Origin of the sequence: Chryseobacterium foetidum, from assembly GCF_025457425.1 — a bacterium.
Lineage (GTDB): Bacteria > Bacteroidota > Bacteroidia > Flavobacteriales > Weeksellaceae > Chryseobacterium > Chryseobacterium foetidum.
Genome location: NZ_JAMXIA010000001.1, coordinates 832,053 through 850,361, shown reverse-complemented (window position 1 = coordinate 850,361; position 18,309 = coordinate 832,053). Strand labels below are relative to the sequence as shown.

Genomic DNA, 18,309 nt, shown 5'->3' with positions numbered 1-18,309 from the left:
GATTTCAATTGAAAAAAATACTTTTCATATTTTCTATACTTTGTTCATCGCTCTCACTGGCGCAGATGATTACTTCAAACCTGCAGAAAAAAATGCTGGCTCTGGGCGAAACTGATCAGCTGATCATCAGAATCAAATACCTGAACGGACAAAAAGTAAGTGCTGCCCGCGAAAACGAACTTTTGCCTTTTCATTTTGAAGAAATTAAAGACAGCATCGGTGTTTCAGAAGATTCTTACGAAAGAAAAATAGAATTTGCAGTATTTGAGGAAGGTAAATTTACCATCCCTGAACTTGAATTTAAAGTGGGTGACGAAATTCACAGAACTCCCGCTTATGAAATTGAAGTGGTGAATACAGCTACGAAAGAAGACGTGATCAACGACATCATGAGCAACAAAGAAGTTGACCTTGAGATGGCAGATTACTGGGAACTTTACAAATTTTACATTTTGGCGGCGTTGGCTGTTATTGCTTTAATAATTGCGATCATTATTATTTTAAAATATGGAAGAAGACCAAAATCTTCACCTAAAATCACGACCAATCTCACTTTGAAGGAACTGGATGTTTTAAAAAAGAAAAAGTACATCGAAAACGGAGATTTCAGATCTTTTTATGTTGAATTAATCGATATTTCAAGACGTTTTATCACAACGCAGTATCATTTGCCTGCGGAAGTTTTGCTTACGGATGATTTGATTGATGCAATGAAACAGAATAACACAATTTCTCCTGAAAGTGAAAAAATAGTGGAAGAGGTTTTCCTGCGTGGAGATTTGGTGAAATTTGCCAAAACATTTCCGGATGAAACCACTATGCAGAAAGATTTCTCAGATATAAAAACCGTTGTGGAAAAGTCTGCGAAAGATATCGAATTTGAAAATCTGAGAAAGGATGTTTAATTACGAATTGTACAGTCCGTGGTTTTTGCTGCTTTTTCTTGCGTTTCTGCCTCTTTTCATTTTAGATTTTAGCAGAAAAAAAAGAAAGGGAATCGTTGTACCGTCCACCAAAAATATGGAAAGCCGAAGCGGAATTAAAGCCGTACTTTTTCTCCTCAAAATTTCAAAATACCTTATTCTGAGCTTTCTGATTATCGCAATGGCAAGACCGAGAAGTTTCACCATCAGTCAGGATCAGGATGAGACCAAAGGAATTGATATTATGCTTGCGGTCGACGTTTCCCTGAGTATGTTGGCAACAGATTTTGAGCCCGACAGGTTATCTGTTTTAAAAAATATCGCTGTCGATTTTGTTAATAAAAGACCTAATGACAGAATTGGTCTTGTGACCTATAAACTGGAAGCTTTTCCGAAAATGCCGCTCACATTTGATCATGATGCCGTGATACATGAGATCAAAAACATCAATCAGCGGGAAATGGAAGACGGAACGGCGGTAGGCGAGGGGTTGGCCGTTGCTGTCAATCACCTCAGACAAAGCAAGGCAAAGAGCAAAATCGTGATTTTAATGACAGATGGGGTAAGCAATATTCAAAATGTGATGCCACCACTTTTGGCTGCCGAGTTGGCAAAATCGAGCAACATTAAAGTTTATTGTATTGGTATTGGAACTGAAGGCTATGCTTTAATGCCCACCGGAGTGGATGAGTTTGGATATATTTACAATGAAATGCCCGTAACCATCGATGAAGGCACTCTTGGAGAAATTGCTGAAATCACGGGAGGGAGATATTACCGTGCAACTTCAGGCGATAAACTGGAGGCGGTCTACAATGAAATTAACCTTCTTGAAAAGTCTGATGTCAACTCTTCAAAGACTTACAATTATGAAGAACATTTCAGATTTTTTCTTTGGATAGCACTCGGGATTTTGCTTTTCGATGCACTTTTGAGATGGGTTTTATATAAATTTTTAAACTGATGAGCTGGGATCTGGGAAATTACTGGTATTTACTTCTGCTGTTGCTTCTGCCGCTGCTGTCTTTCATCGTGATCCGGTTTTTAAGATGGAAAAAAGCGAGAAAGGCAATTTTTGCAGAATCGAAATTTCATGAGGCTTTGTTTGAAAAGAATTCGTCTTTTGTGAAATTCTTTCCATTTTTGTATCTGCTGGCGGTTTTGTTTTTAATTTTTTCAATAATTGATTTGTTGAATGGATCTGAAACTGTAAAATCTGAACAGAAACTCAGCAACGTAATATTTGTTCTCGATATTTCAAATTCAATGAACGCAGAAGATATTGAACCGAGCCGTCTGGATCAGGCGAAAAATCTTGTGATCAATACGATGCAGAAGATGAAAAATGATAAAGTTGGAATTGTTGTTTTTGCTGGAGATGCCGTTTCTGTAATGCCTTTAACAACCGATTACGGAGCAGCGGAAACATATTTAAGCGAAATTGAAACCAACGCCATGCGGGTTCAGGGTACTGATTTTTTAAAAGCGATGCAGATTACTTCAGAAAAGTTTAAAACGGTTGCCAAAGGCTCCAGAAAAGTAGTTTTAATAAGTGACGGCGAAGACAATGAAGGCAATGACAATGCAGCAGTGAGGCTTGCCAACAGTGAAGGAATTTCAATCACTGCAGTTGGGGTAGGCACCGAAGAAGGCGCACCGGTTCCGATGTATGAATACGGTCAGCTGATGGGTTATAAACTGGATAACTCAGGGCAGATGGTAGTTACCAAAAGACAGACTCAGGCTTTGGTCAATATGTCTGCATCTACTGGTGGGAGCTACATTGACGGAAATTCCATGAAAGACGCACCAGACAGAATTGTTGAAGATTTAAACAAAAAAGGAGGGAAGTCTGAAACGTACGTGAAATCACAGAATGCCAATCATTATTATCAGTATTTTCTTGGAGTTTCTATCTTTTTATTTCTGATTATTTTATTTTTTAATCCGAAAAGAGATTTTTCTATTTAAAATGTGTAGTAAAATTTTAAATTTGCCCCGATTACTTTAACCCAACTTTAACAATTAAGACGCTGTTTATTAACATATAAACGAATAATTTTGCAATAGATGAATACTAAAATATTCTTTTTGTCGTTTCTCTTGGTTTTCCTGTTTCAAAACTCGGTTTTTGCACAGACAGAATACCGAATATTGGTAAGGGATGGCAATGTGAAATTTAAGGCTAAAGATTATGAAGGTGCCTCATCTAAATTTACAGAAGCGGTAAAGATGAACAGTGAAGACTTTGCAGCACACTACAATCTTGGAAACGCATTCTATAAAAGTGAAAAGTTTGAAGACGCAAAAGCGGAATTTTCAAAAGCAGAAAAGCTTGCACAGAATGTTGAAGATAAGGCTGCTGCCCTGCACAATTTGGGAAATGCCTACATGAAGCTGGATGATGCCGAAAAAGCTGCAAAAGCTTACAAAAGCTCTTTAAAACAAAAGCCATACAGCGAACCGACGCGTAAGAATTATGAAATTGCAATGCTCAAACTGAAAAAAGAGCAGAGAGATAAAGAACAAAGCAGCAGCTCCGGAAAATCGGGCGGCGGCGATGATCAGAACAAAGGAAAAGACGGCGACAGCCAAGAAAAAAATCAAAGTCAGGGAAAAGGACAGCAGAACGAAGGTGAAGGAAAGAATCCTGAAGATGCCAAAAAGGGAAATACGGAAGGTAAACTTTCTAAAGAGGATCAGAGAAAATTACTCAACCATATTGGCGAAAGAGAAAAGCAGACTGCCAGAAGAATATTAAATGACAATTCTTATTCGATGCCAGAGAGCAACGAGAAAGATTGGTGATGACAGAAAAATTTATTTACATACTGATATTATTGACCTCCATAGCTACTTATGGTCAGGTCAATTTGACGATGAAATCAGACAAATCTGATTACGAAGGGCGGGATATAATAAATCTTACCATCGTTCTTGAGCTTAACGGTGACGATCTCGTTCAGCAAAGCCGTCTGCAGTTACCTGATCTGTCAAAATTCAATATGGTGGGAAGTGCATCTTACCGGGACGGGCTTCTGGATCCTGAAACCAACACCAATTCTACAAAATCTATCACCAGAATTGCGCTTGAGCCCAAGCAGAAAGGTAAAATAAGGATTGGATCTGTGCTGGTAAACATCAACAATAAAATTTACAAAACCGAACCTTTCGATATTTTCATTAAAGATATTGAGAAAAAAGTCCCTGCCAAGACTGTAGCATCCAGTGATGTATATCTCAATATGGAAATTGATGACCGTGAAGTCTATCAGGATCAGCCAACGGTTGCCATTTTAAGAGGATATTCCAGAAATATTGATAATCTCAGAAAGGTTAAAAATATTAAACTTCCAAAAGAGGAAAATCTCGATGTTCACCCGATTAATTTTAATAAATCAGAAATCGATCCTTCGGGAATTTCTAATATGCCGACGCAGATTCTTGCCGTGTTTATGGTTTTCCCTAATGAAGCCGGTTACGTGGAAGTGCCGGCGGTCTCGGCATCGGTAAGTTCATATTCAGGCAGTAACAAAATTGCTTCCAATAAAGTAAAACTGAACGTAAAAAAACTTCCTGCAGACGCTCCTGAAGGTTTTAATAATGCAGTAGGAAAATTTAAAGTGGATGTCTATAAATCTACTGACGAAAAAGTGGAAGCTAAAAAGCCAATCAATGTCACTGTAAAGGTTTCAGGAGAAGGTAATCTGGCGAATATGCATTTGCCTGAAATTGAAAAATCTGATGACTACGAAATTTTTGCCCCGAAAATTGTCAATAATTTTGTTGCGGGACAAGGTGGTTTTACGGGAAATATTTCTGCAAATTACATTATCATTCCTCACAAAGCAGGTATTTTAAATATTAAAACTGAAGAGTTTTCGTTTTTCAATCCCGATAATGAAGAATATATTAACATCGGATCTAAGTCTTTGGTTTTAAATGCTCTAACGGCTGAGCAACTCGCTGACAGCAAAACAACTGTTGAAAAGATGAACGACTACACCAACGATTTCCTTGAAACGGTGGACAGTCCTGTTTTGCAGACAACCGCATTCAAAGTAAAAGAAAAGAGAAAGTTCAACTGGAATATTCTACTCATCAATACTTCAATACTTCTTGGATTGTTGATGATCTACTTTGCATTCAGAAAATGGCAAAAAAAGCAGCGATTGGTTGCCGAAAGCATAAGCACAAAACCATTGGGATCTGTAGCAGAAACCGAAGCTGAAATCAGAGAAAGACTGAAAACTGATGTCTCAGATTACTTTTCATATCTGAACAATCTTAAAAGCGAACAGAATTTTGAAGCCTTCTTTTCTACCGTTTCAGAGCTTGACGCTGAAGTAAGAAACGAGTATTTCCAAAGTCAGGGTGGTAGTTTTGTTTCCTTCCTGGAGAATTTCAAAGGCCGTTCGGTTGCCGAAGAATATCAGAATCTGGAGCAGCGGATTCAGATGGAAAAATATTCGCCGGTTCGCTCTGAGCATTCGCTTGATGATCTGTATAAAGATATCATCAATATTTATTCTAAAATTAGCAAATAATCATTTTTTATTCATAATTTTGCGAAATTATTAAAAATTGGTTATGAATGAAATTTTTGACGGTTTTTCTATCAAGGAAATAATCACCTGTTTCATGGTTCTTTTTGCGGTGATTGACATTTTGGGATCCATTCCGATTATTGTCAGTTTAAAGCAGAAATTTGGTCATATTGATTCCAAAAAAGCATCTATCACTGCGGGTTTGATTATGATTTCTTTCCTGTTTGTCGGGAATAAACTTCTGAAATTCATTGGTGTCGATATCAACTCGTTTGCGGTGGCGGGAGCATTTGTTATTTTTATTATCGCACTAGAAATGATTCTCGGTATCGAAATAAATAAAACTACCGAAGCTAAAGCTGCATCGATCGTTCCCATTGCGTTTCCTTTGGTTGCAGGAGCCGGAACTTTAACAACGACACTTTCTTTACGTGCAGAATTTCATGACATTAACATTATTTTAGGAATTGTACTCAACACAATTTTTGTATATTTGGTGCTGAAATTGGCTCCGTGGCTTGAAAAGAAAATGGGAGAGGCAACGCTCTCGATTTTGCAGAAGGTTTTCGGTATTATTTTGCTGGCCATTTCAATTAAATTATTCACCGCCAACTTTACACAGCTGGTTCAGAATTATATTCATTTTTAGTTATGCAGAAATTTTATAAAGTATTTTTAGTAGTTTTTATTGTGTTTACAGCAATCAACGTTTATGCAATTGATTGGAATTTGAAACTTACAGAAGAAGACAATTCTAAATTCGTTTTCTCAGCAATCGCCGGTATCTTGGGTGTTGCTATAATTTTCGTACTGAATACATGGAGTAAAATCGGTGTAAAAAAATAATTTGAATTTTATTATTCAAACAGAAAGCCTTTCAGAAATGAAAGGCTTTTTATGTTATTTAAATACAAGATTTTTCAGAACAGCTTCAGATTTCAGTTCGGTCTCGCTCCATTCTTTTTCAGGGTTGCTTTGGGCTGTAATTCCGCCGCCAACAAAGAGATGAACAGAATTTTTATACAGCCTCGCACAGCGCAGATTTACAAAATACTGAATGTAATCTTCCGTTTCAATTTTAATGTAACCGGCGTACAGTTCTCTCGGAAATTTCTCTACTTTTTGAATAATTTCCGCACAAAAATCTTTAGGAATTCCGCAAACGGCAGGCGTTGGGTGAAGTTCCTGAATAATCGAATCTAAATTTTCAGGATTGATTTTAATTTTAAAATCTGTTTTTAAATGTTTAATATTTCCTGAAATATGATCGTAAGTTTCCGATTCAATTATATTTTCGGAGTACTTTTTCAAAATCTCTCTGATGTAGTTTGAAACCGGCTTCTGTTCCTCGATTTCCTTTTCTGTCCACTCTTCAGAAACAGGAATTGTTCCTGCAATGCTCATCGTTTCAAATTCATGGGTTGACTTATTAAATTTCCCTAAAATCTCGGAAAATCCGCCTATCCAAGACGTTTCTCCTTGGATGAAAAGATATTTGAAAGCATTAGGATAATTTTGACAGAGATTAACAAAGCTGCTTTTTAAATCAATTTCATCAAAATTATTTACTATTTTCCGTCTTGAAAGAACAAGTTTGGGAAGATTGTTTTCTTTAATGATTCCGATTACCTCCGCCAGTTTTCGAAGATATTCTTCTTTTGTTTCTGCTTCGAAATTGGTTTTGTCTTCAGATAGAATTTCGGAATTTAAATCTAAACTATCAAAATCATTTTGATCTGTTTCAACGATTTTTCCTGATATTTTTATGTTTTGGTTATTCGTAAAACTGTGAAAAATAACAGAATTAATATCTAAATTTTCGTCGGTAGAATAGAGTTTTTCGTCGAAAGGAAATTTGAAATAAATCATAATATTGAAACATTTTGAAAACTTTTATTTAGAAATAAAATAGGAAATTCCTAAACCCAGTTTTCTTTCAGCAAAGGTATTGTTAGTCTTAAAAATGTCAAAATGAAAGTCATTGTTTTTTAAAGAAAGATTATTGATTTTAAACTGCTGATATTCCAACTCCAATAAAAATCTTTTGAATATTTGATATTGTAATCCTAAGGAAAATCCAATGTTGATCTGATTATTTGTGAAGTTTTCCTCTTTCGCCAGCATTCTGTTTTCAGGAACAAGAAATTTCATTTTATAATAATTTTGATTGAGTAAAACACCGGCAAAAGGACGGATTTTTTTCCATTCGTAAATTGCTTTCAACTCTAAAACCAGTTCAAAATGTTCATCATTAAATTTTTGAAACAGAAGAGGTTGGTTGTCTTCAGTAAAATAGTAACCATTCAGGAAAGTCTCATCCTGATTGGCATCGAGCTTAAAAGTCTGGTTCCAGTGGTGAAGATTTGCTGCTAACTGAAGAGAAAGTTTTGACCTGAAAAAACTTCCCGAAATCCAAAGCCCGATGTTTTCACCAAACTGATTTTTTTCTGAAGCACTTTCGGACCAGATATTTTTTTTCAGTCCAATGCCCGCTTCAACTCCTAAATTCCACTTTCCTGGCGTTGTAGGGTTATAATCCGATTTCTCGGAAGATATCTGTTTCAAAATCAGGTCACCTGTTGAAATTTTTGGAAGATCAATATCTGTGAACTTAAAACGAACAGCTTTCTCCAGATAAATAGTGTCATAAACGATCACTTTTTCGTAGACATAGACCGTGTCAAGTTTTTTACGCTGCGAAAAAACGGAAGTCAGAGTAATCAGAAAGCAGAATATCAGGAATCTTTGGAGCATAATTCAAAAATTTACCTTTCAATAAAAACTGTGTCTCTCTGAATAACTTTTTTTACTACAACGATTTGCTGAGCAGGTTTTTCAGCTGAATCTTTTATCTGTATTATTTGCTTTTTCGAAGTTGATTTTGTTTCCTCTTTTACAGCCTCAATTTTTTCCTGATCTGTTTTGTCAGCAACTGTTTCCATTGTGATAAGATTGTTTTCAACCTGTTTATCGGATTCCGTTTCTAAAGTTGTAATTTTTGGTTTTTCGTTCTTAACCATGGGTTTTGAAATATTTGCACGAGATGTTTTTGTTGAATCATTTTTCTGATTAAACCAGGCAACTGTTCCTGAAACTATAATCACAGCAGTACTTCCAATGATCAGATTTTGTGTTAAAAAACTTGTGGCTGAAGAAAAACTCACCTGATTTACGGCTGAGTCTGACGGAATATTAAAACTTTTTTGAGGCACAATCGCAAAATCTGAAAATTTGCTTTGGAATGTCCGTCCCCAAAGGCTGTTTCCAAACCCGAAAAAAATAAGGAGTAAAGCCATTTTGTTTTTTGGCGTTTCCTTACTTACAAAATGAGTCAATAAATAATTCTGCACCGATTTTTTTGCTCTCAACAGATGAGATTTTGAAGTATTAACCGGAATTTCCATCATTTGTGAAATCTCTGCATGGGAATAATTTTCAATAAAATAAAGATTGAATACTGATTTTTGCTGCGAAGGTAAGTTATCGATCGACTGCAGAAGCTGTGCTCTTGTAAAGTCGTATGCTAAAATGTGTTTTTTGTCGTCAGGTGCAGAAGTTGTCATTTCGGTTAATGTATCTGGAATTTCTGATGGTTCGGTTGTAATAAAAGTTTCTTTGCTGGTCTTTCTGATCATCTGTAAAGCATTGTTGACAACAATTTTTTTGAGCCATCCAAAAATTGCTTTTTCATCCTTTAACTGATGGTCTTTCTGCATTGCCGTCATAAAACTGTCCTGCACAATATCTTCCGCAGCCTGAAGATCTGTTATATATCTGCGACAAATCCCCAAAAGTTTTGGGGAATAGTCGAGATAGATTTTTTGCCAGTTTAAGATATTTTTTGACATCTATTTAATTTGGATCTACAAATATTGAGTTGAAACATCCTCGCGAAACATCCGGAAGAGACAGCATTTCAGTATTGTTAACATAAAATCTAACTGCTTTTCCGCCAGCGTTTGTGTTGTATCTTGTCATATAGATATTCTGATCTTTTGAAACAAAATGACCAATCGTATTAAAATTATTAGAATCACTGATTTGATTTAAAACATCGTTTTTATAATAAAATGTGCTGCCAATAAAGTAACGGTCTGAGTTGTCTAAAATGATATCGTTAATTCCATTTTGGGTGATAGAAACGGGAATCGTTAATTGAGTGTTTGTAGTGATATTTTTTACAGACGGAATTCCATTAGAATATTGTGTAAATATTGAAATTCCTGAATTGTCTTTGAGGAAATATTTGGGTATCGTGTTGTTTGAAAGAGGTGAGTAAATTCCATTTTTATGAAGAATAGTTTCCCAAGTGAAAATTCCGCCGGAAGGTGTAATATTTCTGCGCGTTGCAGTGTAAACGTCGTTGTTGTAAACACTTAAACATCCTGAAAAAGAACCGTAGTAATCTGTATTTTCCAATACGGTTTTAACTCCGTTTTTCCAGTAGCATATCTGATATTGATTTGATGTGGAAGTTGTAGAAGGGTTTTTTATTACCCCAAAGAAATAAACATTTCCGTTATCTACAGTTATATTATTCCATATCTGGAGATTATCAGTTTCATTCATATTGTTGGGAGCAACGTTAAGATATTCTGCAAGATTGTATCTGGTACCGTTTTTCCAGAAATACCATGCAGGTATTACGTGATTTCCTCCCAGTTTTGCAATATTATTTGCTAACATATAAATATTTCCCTGGTCGACTGTAATGCTTGTTCCCTGAAGATTTTCACCTTGTGACAAAAGTACTTTCTGACCGTTTTTCCAATAGCATGCATTAAACTCATCTACACCTCCAACATAGACATCGTAGGATTGAATATTTTTTTCTAAGGTCTCATTGTCATCTTTGCCTGTACAAGAAAAAACAAACGTCAGTAAAACTAAAAATAGTAAGAGTAAATTTTTCATAGATATTCTTTTCTCTAAAGATGGAAAAATATAAAAAGGTTGCAGGAAATTTTAATTAAATATCACAGGTTTTGTACTTTTCTGAATTTTTACAATGTGATAAGGCTGTGTAATCACAGTGGTTGCATTGCCATTGAGCAGTTTTTCCACATCGATAGTAATATTTTGAGAACTTTCAGTTGCAGTCATAATGTCAATGGAATGACCTCCGCTATTTTGAACCTGATCGACAACTACAATGAGCATAAACTGATTAAAGTTGATGTTGGTTTCGGTAAAACTGTCGGAAACATTGGTTTGTGCATTTACCTGAACAAGAAAGTTATTCCAGTCCGTTGTACTACTGATCACTGAATTTTGCGGTGTTACATAAGTGCTTCCGTAAAAATTTCCTTTTCCAATCAATGAAAAACTGACAGGTGTTTGTACAGCCACATTTTCCTCATCATCCTGACAGGAATTCAGAATAATAAACAGCGCACTGATCAGAATTAATAAATATTTTTTCATAATGTATAAATTTATGGGTTTCAATTATATATAAGATGAAAAATTTGAGAAAGGTTGCAGCAAGAAACAAAAAAAGCTCAAAAAATTGAGCTTCAGTATAATTTAAAATAAATTTTATCTGTTGATAATATTATTCGTCATCGTAGTATGGCTGATCAGATTTCCCTTCTCATCTTTGATTTCAATTTCAGAAACGTGCATTGTTTTTCCTTTTCTTATAAATCTTGCAAAACCAGTTACAATACCGTCTTTTTTGCTTCGTAAATGATTGGAATTGATATTGGTTCCCACACCAAAATACTTTTCGCCATCAATAAAAATATTGGATAGACTTGAACCCATAGTTTCTGCTAATACGCAGGTTGCTCCGCCGTGCATAATCCCGAAAGGCTGATGAATTCTTGGTAAAACGGGCATAGTCGCTGTTAAAGTTTCATTTTCCAAGTCAATATCTGTAAAATGGATACCAATCCATTTGGCAAACGTTTCGTTCCCCCAATTGTTGATGAATGTCAGTATTTCTTCTTTGGTTTTGTCTTTTGTATACATGTTTGTATGAGTAATAAGTGATGGGTAATGAGTAATTTTGCGTATGGCTTATGGCTTATGGCTTATGGCTTTTTGCAGTTGGCATTTTTATCGTATATCAAACTTCAAACTTCAATCTTCCTGCTTCCATCTTCCAACTTTTTAGCTCCCCGCTTGTCTGCTTCCCGTAATATCCGGATTCCAATTGGCCGGGATTTTTGGGACGATGTCGTATTTTACATAGTAATCTTCAATTTCCCGCATGATTTCTTCATAGGGAAGGGTAGATAATTTTTCGTAAGAAATTGTGTAGCCCAAAAACATAGTTTTTCTTTTGAAATCTCCGGCCGCTAAAACGATAGGAACTTTTGCCGCCAAAGCCATGTGATAAAAACCTTTTCTCCATTTCGGAACCCAGCTTCTGGTGCCTTCCGGAGTGATTACCAGGCTGAAATCATCTTTTTCAAACTGTTTTGCAACAAAATTAACAAGATCGTTCTTTTGACTTCTGTCGATACCTATGCCACCCAATCCTTTTACAACAGAACCGTACCAGGCTTTAGTGTGAGCGTCTTTAATAATGATTTTCAAAGGTTTTCCCAATGCCCAGTAGGCAAGGTTTCCCAATAGATATTCAGAATTGTGGGTGTGTGGTGCAACAACGAGAATGCATCTGTTGAGAACATTGACATCGCCCTGCAAAACTACTTTCCAGCCTATGGTTTTTAAAATCAGTTTACCTAATAACTTTTTCATGAAGATTTAGATTTAAAACAAAAAAGTATAACCAACTGTATGGTTATACTCTACAAATATATTGAAATATTATGGCTCTTAAAACAGACTGCTGATGAAATCAGCTATCATTACTGCAATTTCTAAAACTACCTGTATCATTAGTAAATATTTTTTGTTTTGGGTTAATTAATTTTGTACGAATTTAAGAAAAATTCTGTTTATAATACACAAAAAGTTGATTTTTTTTGTGATTTTGTTGAGAGAAGAAGAGTGTGAACTTCAAACACCTGGCTATTCATCCACACCTTCTGCCACTCTCGATGGTTGGTTATTTGGTTTGTATAGAGATTTCCTTTTTGTTGGCGTTCATCTTGATGTCTACATCCTTTATTTTCTCAAGATCCACTTTCACAGAATCCATCATCTGCTTCGCTTTTTCCTTAGGATATTTTTTTCCGTTGATGATTACGCTGTCTTTATCGCCTTCGGTATATTCAATGGTAGAACCGTTGATGGTGATTTTGTTTTTCTCGATTTTCACAGAATTATCGTTGTCATTTCCATCGCTTTCGTCATTGTCTTCTTCGTCATCATTGATTCCGTTGTTGTTTAAATCTCCGTTAAAATTCAAACCGTAATCTTTCAAACCGATCACAATCATATTTTGAGGAATTACCAGTTCATAATCAACTGAATTGTCTCTGAAGCGATGCTCATAAGGGAATTTTACATAATTTGGAAGCAAAATTTTATTATTGATTACCTCAACCGGAACGCTGATGTTTAAAGGTAGATTATATCCTTTTGCTTCTTTTTTGATAATAAGATAAGGTGTGGCGATGTTTGCTTTTCTCGTAACATCTACATGAATCCAGTCTTTTTCGTAAACCATCTTTTTATCAGAATAAATGTCATCTTCATATCCTTTGAAATTCTGAGGGATTGTAATCTGCTTTATGTCAACATACAATGTGTCTGAATTCGTGTTGATAGCAATCTCTTCTGTGTCTTCCTTATGGCCTTTCCAAAACATATCTTTTTTAGCCATATTAATTCCGAAATAAGTGCTTAGTGCAATAAGAATTAAAAACAGTCCGCCAATTACCCAGCCAATATTTCTGAGCTTTGTTTTAGGTGAGATCAGTTTTATACTTAAAAGAGCAAACAGTATTGCAGGAATAATACATCCAATTACAATCATTGCTGCAAGCACATACTCCATATTTCCGTCATCAAAAAGATAATTCATGTGATTCATCGGTGGAAAAGAATCGTTCCCGATGAAAGCAAAAACTACAAAAGACCCAGCAAACATTGCGAAAGCAATCAGTGCGAAAAATGATCCTAAAATATATCTGAAAACATTCCAGATTCCGCTTCCTGCATTCTGAATATGAGGTTTGTTTTCGATGTAGATTTCTCCGACCCTCTGAGTAGATTCGTTGGCAAACTGCACCAGTTTATTAGACTCATTCTTAAGATTGTCGAAGTTCATAGGCTTTCCCTTCATTTTCAGGAAATCAGCGGCGGTTTCAGCCTGAGGTAAAACAATCCATAAAATAATGTAAAGAATTACAATAAGCGGAGCTGATACTGCTGTAAAAACGCCAATGATGAAAACACCGATCCAGATTGCTCTCATGGCAGTGATATCCATCCCAACATAGTGAGCCAGACCTGCACATACACCTGCTATTTTCTGTCTTTCAGGATCACGGAACAGTTGTTTTTTATCTGAATGAATCGTTCCGGACGCTTTGGTCTTGGTATTTTTTTCAGAATAATAAGCTTCTTCCTGTTCTTCGATTTTTTCTGGTGAACCGATTTGGGCGATTACTCTTTCTACATCAGTATCGTTGATCACTTCACGTTTTCCTAAAGAATCTCTGAAGATTTCTACAATTCTGATTTCTATATCGTGGATTACTTCATCAGCCTCCGAAGCTTCCATAGAGCTTCTCAGGGCGTTCAGATAATCGCTGAGCTTTATATATGCGTGTTCTTCTATTGTAAAAGAAAAACCTGCGAGTCCTATTGAGAGTGTTTTGTTCATAGCTTTTGTTTTTAAAGTTTTTGAGTGATTTGATTGACAGAATCTGTTAATTCCTTCCACGTGTTTTGCAGTTCAGTGAGAAAAGTTTTTCCTTTTTCTGTGATCTGATAATACTTTCTTGGTGGTCCTCCGGTAGATTCTTCCCATCTGTAGGAGAGAAATTCTCCGTTTTTCAGTCTTGTAAGAAGAGGGTAGAGGGTTCCTTCCACTACATCCAGTTTTCCTTTTTTCAGCTCGTCTATCAAATCAGAAACATACATTTCGCGAACATTGATAAGGCTTAAAATACAGAATTCCAGAATCCCTTTTCGCATTTGCGCTTTGGTATTTTCGGTATTCATTGTTAATGAGGTTTTAATTAATTGGTTATAATTTTCGGTTTTCAGTTCCTAGCTAGTTGAACCTATTTCGATTTTACATTACAAAGATATGTAATAAAGATGGTAATATGCAATACAAAGTAGTAAAATAAATTGATAATTTTATTTAATTTGTTGATTTTCAGTTTGATAAATTTTAATTAAGAATTTTTTAATTTTAATTAAAACTAAATTTCCATCCTGTTTTATTATTTTTGAACCATGAAATCGCCCATAAAAAACTTTAGAAGCAAGCAGTTATGAAGATTGGGCGGTGACATCTGACAAATAAAATAAATAAAATCTACAGATGAAAATTCAAAAAGAAATCGATTTTATCATCGCTGTTGACGCTTTGAAAAATGTTCAGCGAAGAAATTACAACGCCGATGATTCCAGAAGAGAAAATACTGCGGAACATTCCTGGCAGATCATTATTTTAGCTCAGATCTTATTTCCTTATGCTAAAAACAGAGCAGATATTGATCTTTTGAGAGTCATCAGAATGCTTTCCATCCATGATTTGGTAGAAATTGAGGCGGGCGACACCTTCATTTTTGATGAGGTTGCAATGGTGGGAAAATTTGAAAGAGAAAAACGGTCTGCCCAAAAGATTTTCGGAATTTTAGATGAACCTCTCCGTTCAGAATTCTTTAATCTCTGGCTGGAATTTGAAGAGGAAGAAACGCCGGACGCTATTTTTGCCTGTGCCATTGACAGAATTATGCCTTTTATTTTAAATTCTCACACTTCGGGAAAAAGCTGGACTGAAGCCAAAGTAACCGAAGTTCAGGTAAGGAAAATCCTTGAAAATGCCATCTGCAGAGCATCAGAAGAAATGGAAGAGGCCTTTCATCATCTAATGAATCTCAATCTGGAATCGGCGAAGGTTTTAAGATAATTGGAAATCTCACGCAGATTTTGATGATTAAGCTGCTTTCTTTTTAAAGTTTAATCTGATCTCAATTTTATTTAAAACACGAAGGCTTCGACGGGCTCAGCCTGACACGTTTTATGTTATGCTTAGGATTAGAATTGTCACGCTGAGCCTGTCGAAGCGTTTTTGTTTATCAATATAGTTGTGAAATAATCTCACGCATATTTTGGTGATTAAGCTGATTCTCTTAAAAGTTTAATCTGATCTCAATTTTATTTAAAACACGAAGACTTCGACGGGCTCAGCCTAACACCTTCTATCTAAAGCTTAGTATTAGAGATGTCATGCTGAGCCTGTCGAAGCATTTTTGTTTATCAATATAGTTGTGAAATAATCTCACGCTGATTTTGGTGATTGAGCTGATTAATTTTAGTCTGATCTCAATTTTATTTACACACACACGAAGGCTTCGACGGACTCGCCCTAACACCTTTTATCTAAAGCTTAGTATCAGAGATGTCATGCTGAGCTTGTCGAAGCATTTTTTTATCAAATTTCATCTGCAAAATCCGCACAATCTGCGAGAGTAAAAAAAATGGTGTGCAGATTGTTTCTATTTCAAAAAATAAGCAATGCAGACAAAAGAATACAATCGCGAAGAGTTTGATTATCATCAAAGCGAAAACAACTATACGCTGTCAATTCCGGCAAAATTTTTAGATGCAAAAAATTTAAAAGTAAAAAGAAAGAATCCAGACGGAAGTTTTTCTGATGCAGACGTAGTAATTCGGGAACAAAATCATGAAATACTGATTATTACAAGCGTTCCCATAGATATTTTAGTGGAAATTTCAGAGCAGGAAATATAGATTTTATTTAAAGAAAAAGGTTTCGAAGAACAATTAAGTCTACCGAAACCTTTTAAATAAAGACTGAAAGTGACAAGTGGCAGTCAAAAACTACCGCTCATCTATTATAAAATTTGAATTGGTTTCTTAAATTCGTCGATGGCTACAAAGGTAAAATCGCCTGTAATCGCTTTTTCCCTTTCGTAAGAATACATCTGTTCGGTAAAAATCTCAACATTCACTTTCATACTCGTTTTTCCAACGTGAGAAACCTTTCCGATTAATTCCACGATGGTTCCGGCAGGAATAGGTTTTTTAAAATCAATTTTGTCGCTGCTTACGGTTACCACGCGTTTTCTTGCAAATCGTGTGGCTGTGATAAACGCAACTTCATCCATCAGCTGCATCGCAGTTCCACCGAAAAGCGTGTCGTAATGATTTGTTGTGTTGGGGAAAACGGCTTTGAAAATTCTGGTTTCCGAGGCATCAATTCTTTCTTCTGTAGTCATATTTCATTATAAATTTGTGCGAAAAATGAACTTTACTGAAACAAAAAGAATCTTTCAGGAAGGATAATTCCCGAAATAACATTTGGTCAATAAACTTCAGATCGCGAAAGTTTTTTGTTTGAAGAAACAGGCAGGTCTCCTGACTTGTAACATCTTTATTCCTTCCCATGCCCTGTGCACAGTGGTTTTTATAAAGACTTCGGTTACTTACAGTTGCGCGACAGTTCGTGATTTTCACACGATTCCCTTTTCGTTTGCGGCTAAGCAAAACCAGTTTCCCGGAAAATCATTTGTTGAGATTTTCCGTCGGCAAAAGTACAAATAAAGTTTGATTTAAATTAGGGTAATCTTTTTTCTAAGTAGCTGCAGAAAATTTGAACCATTAAGACAGATTAAGTTGTTAAGAACAAACTGACTGCAGATATTTTAAGGTTTACGAGGTAAAATATTAAGGTGGGCGGTTGGAATTTTATTTGAACCATTAAGACATAGTAAGCTGTTAAGGACAAAACTGACTGTTTTTTTTAAGTTTTACCGAGGTAAATGATTAAGCATTACGCTTAAATCAATTTTATTGATCCTTAAAAAAGCTTAACCAATTAATAATCTTAATGTTTAAAATTCCAACAGTTATTCAGGATTGTTGTAAATAATCTGACTGATCACTTTTCCTTCTTTCACCGTCCAGAAAGTCGTGTAACGGTTTTCACCTGAGCCGTTGATCATGTAGATGTAAACATGATCAGCATCCATTGCTGTTACACCAATGTTTTCGAAATCGGTTGTTGGATCAAATAGATTTTTGATTGCATCACGTACAAAAACAGTTCCTCTTCCGGGCTGCTGTACACGGATGGATTTTACTTCTGTCAGGCCTTCAGGAAGGGTTTTTCCGATGCCCCATGGCTTTGCTTTATCAATTTTAGTGATGTTTCCGTCGGCATCTTTTTCCTGTCTTTTAAAGCTCGCGTTGGAAGGGTAGATGTCGATTACTACTTTCGTACGTTGTGCAGTCGGAATTTTTTCATTGGAATTATCTGTAAATGTGTATGATCTTCCGTTTTTAGATTTTGATGGTGTAAATTTCGGAAGCTGATCGATGAAAGCAACACGGTCTTTGTTGACCATACCTTCTTTTGTAAGGCTGTCATATCTTACAAAAGGCTTTTCGTCGTCAGTTTTTTCAGGATATTTGATCCAGATCCATTCGGTTTCTCCGGGAGCGGGTTTTACATAAACGAAAACGTCGCCTTTTTTCATTCTGATTTTATCAACAATCTTGCGGTAATCTTCCTTGTGTACACGCACCATCGCATAACCTTCCTGTGCCTTTACAACTCCAAACGGAATTTTGTTTTGCGCATCGATTAAACTAAACGAAAATATACTGAATAAAGATAAAACTGCTTTGTTGATGAAAGTCATTTGAAAGAATATTTAGCTCAAAGATATAAATTAAATATTTTTCGGGAGATAATTAAACCTTTGCAATTCTGTTAAATC

Annotated in this window: 20 protein-coding genes and 1 riboswitch; of the genes, 9 read left to right on the top strand and 11 right to left on the bottom strand. The window is 35.7% G+C overall.

Annotated features, from left to right (window positions below; translation table 11 throughout):
• Positions 1 to 8 precede the first annotated feature (8 nt).
• The 7 genes from NG809_RS04075 (at position 9) to NG809_RS04045 (ending at position 6,316) form a co-directional block, all read left to right on the top strand.
• A complete protein-coding gene (locus NG809_RS04075; RefSeq protein WP_396124807.1) occupies positions 9 to 905 on the top strand; it encodes a hypothetical protein in 897 nt (298 codons plus the stop codon).
• A complete protein-coding gene (locus tag NG809_RS04070) occupies positions 898 to 1,887 on the top strand; it encodes a VWA domain-containing protein (protein WP_262148305.1) in 990 nt (329 codons plus the stop codon). The genes NG809_RS04075 and NG809_RS04070 overlap by 8 nt, the downstream gene beginning before the upstream one ends.
• Positions 1,887 to 2,894, top strand: a complete 1,008-nt coding sequence (locus NG809_RS04065; RefSeq protein WP_262148303.1) for a vWA domain-containing protein — start codon at positions 1,887 to 1,889, stop codon at positions 2,892 to 2,894. The genes NG809_RS04070 and NG809_RS04065 overlap by 1 nt, the downstream gene beginning before the upstream one ends.
• Positions 2,895 to 2,993: 99 nt before the next feature.
• Positions 2,994 to 3,731 carry a tetratricopeptide repeat protein gene (locus tag NG809_RS04060; protein ID WP_262148301.1) on the top strand — a complete coding sequence of 246 codons (738 nt, stop codon included), beginning with the start codon at positions 2,994 to 2,996 and terminating at the stop codon, positions 3,729 to 3,731.
• Positions 3,731 to 5,470: a BatD family protein gene (locus NG809_RS04055; RefSeq protein ID WP_262148299.1), complete on the top strand. Its 1,740-nt coding sequence runs from the start codon at positions 3,731 to 3,733 to the stop codon at positions 5,468 to 5,470. The genes NG809_RS04060 and NG809_RS04055 overlap by 1 nt, the downstream gene beginning before the upstream one ends.
• Before the next feature lie 43 nt (positions 5,471 to 5,513).
• Positions 5,514 to 6,119, top strand: a complete 606-nt coding sequence (locus tag NG809_RS04050; RefSeq protein ID WP_262148296.1) for a MarC family protein — start codon at positions 5,514 to 5,516, stop codon at positions 6,117 to 6,119.
• A gap of 2 nt (positions 6,120 to 6,121) precedes the next feature.
• The gene (locus NG809_RS04045) at positions 6,122 to 6,316 is read left to right on the top strand and encodes a hypothetical protein (protein WP_262148294.1); all 195 of its coding nucleotides are present in this window, start codon (positions 6,122 to 6,124) and stop codon (positions 6,314 to 6,316) included.
• 54 nt (positions 6,317 to 6,370) lie between these two features.
• Here NG809_RS04045 and NG809_RS04040 read toward each other — a convergent pair whose 3' ends face one another.
• The 9 genes from NG809_RS04040 to NG809_RS04000 form a co-directional block, all read right to left on the bottom strand.
• Complete coding sequence (locus NG809_RS04040) at positions 6,371 to 7,339, bottom strand: chorismate-binding protein (RefSeq protein ID WP_262148292.1); 969 nt, start codon at positions 7,337 to 7,339, stop codon at positions 6,371 to 6,373.
• A 24-nt stretch (positions 7,340 to 7,363) separates the two neighbouring features.
• Positions 7,364 to 8,224, bottom strand: coding sequence for a hypothetical protein (locus NG809_RS04035; protein ID WP_262148290.1), 861 nt, complete (start codon positions 8,222 to 8,224; stop codon positions 7,364 to 7,366).
• Between the two features lie 11 nt (positions 8,225 to 8,235).
• Complete coding sequence (locus NG809_RS04030) at positions 8,236 to 9,318, bottom strand: RNA polymerase sigma factor (protein WP_262148288.1); 1,083 nt, start codon at positions 9,316 to 9,318, stop codon at positions 8,236 to 8,238.
• 4 nt (positions 9,319 to 9,322) lie between these two features.
• On the bottom strand, positions 9,323 to 10,384 hold the full coding sequence (locus tag NG809_RS04025) for a hypothetical protein (protein WP_262148286.1): 1,062 nt from the start codon (positions 10,382 to 10,384) through the stop codon (positions 9,323 to 9,325).
• 51 nt (positions 10,385 to 10,435) lie between these two features.
• Complete coding sequence (locus tag NG809_RS04020; RefSeq protein WP_262148284.1) at positions 10,436 to 10,894, bottom strand: protease complex subunit PrcB family protein; 459 nt, start codon at positions 10,892 to 10,894, stop codon at positions 10,436 to 10,438.
• Between the two features lie 114 nt (positions 10,895 to 11,008).
• Positions 11,009 to 11,443: a PaaI family thioesterase gene (locus tag NG809_RS04015; protein WP_262148281.1), complete on the bottom strand. Its 435-nt coding sequence runs from the start codon at positions 11,441 to 11,443 to the stop codon at positions 11,009 to 11,011.
• 141 nt (positions 11,444 to 11,584) lie between these two features.
• A complete protein-coding gene (locus NG809_RS04010) occupies positions 11,585 to 12,178 on the bottom strand; it encodes a 1-acyl-sn-glycerol-3-phosphate acyltransferase (protein ID WP_262148280.1) in 594 nt (197 codons plus the stop codon).
• A gap of 310 nt (positions 12,179 to 12,488) precedes the next feature.
• Entirely contained in the window at positions 12,489 to 14,213 is a 1,725-nt protein-coding gene (locus NG809_RS04005; protein ID WP_262148278.1) for a PspC domain-containing protein, read from the bottom strand.
• Positions 14,214 to 14,224: 11 nt separating this feature from the next.
• Complete coding sequence (locus NG809_RS04000; RefSeq protein WP_056032235.1) at positions 14,225 to 14,554, bottom strand: PadR family transcriptional regulator; 330 nt, start codon at positions 14,552 to 14,554, stop codon at positions 14,225 to 14,227.
• A 328-nt stretch (positions 14,555 to 14,882) separates the two neighbouring features.
• On the opposite strand from NG809_RS04000, the gene NG809_RS03995 reads away from it, so the two are divergent.
• Both NG809_RS03995 and NG809_RS03990 read left to right on the top strand, forming a co-directional pair.
• A complete protein-coding gene (locus tag NG809_RS03995; protein WP_262148277.1) occupies positions 14,883 to 15,473 on the top strand; it encodes an HD domain-containing protein in 591 nt (196 codons plus the stop codon).
• A gap of 608 nt (positions 15,474 to 16,081) precedes the next feature.
• Positions 16,082 to 16,318: a hypothetical protein gene (locus tag NG809_RS03990; protein WP_262148276.1), complete on the top strand. Its 237-nt coding sequence runs from the start codon at positions 16,082 to 16,084 to the stop codon at positions 16,316 to 16,318.
• Between the two features lie 104 nt (positions 16,319 to 16,422).
• On the opposite strand, the gene NG809_RS03985 is transcribed toward NG809_RS03990, so the two are convergent.
• Both NG809_RS03985 and NG809_RS03980 read right to left on the bottom strand, forming a co-directional pair.
• Entirely contained in the window at positions 16,423 to 16,806 is a 384-nt protein-coding gene (locus NG809_RS03985) for an acyl-CoA thioesterase (RefSeq protein WP_056032228.1), read from the bottom strand.
• A 112-nt stretch (positions 16,807 to 16,918) separates the two neighbouring features.
• Positions 16,919 to 17,096, bottom strand: a riboswitch (cobalamin riboswitch).
• Between the two features lie 340 nt (positions 17,097 to 17,436).
• Positions 17,437 to 18,231 carry a hypothetical protein gene (locus tag NG809_RS03980; protein WP_262148275.1) on the bottom strand — a complete coding sequence of 265 codons (795 nt, stop codon included), beginning with the start codon at positions 18,229 to 18,231 and terminating at the stop codon, positions 17,437 to 17,439.
• Positions 18,232 to 18,309: the final 78 nt, after the last annotated feature.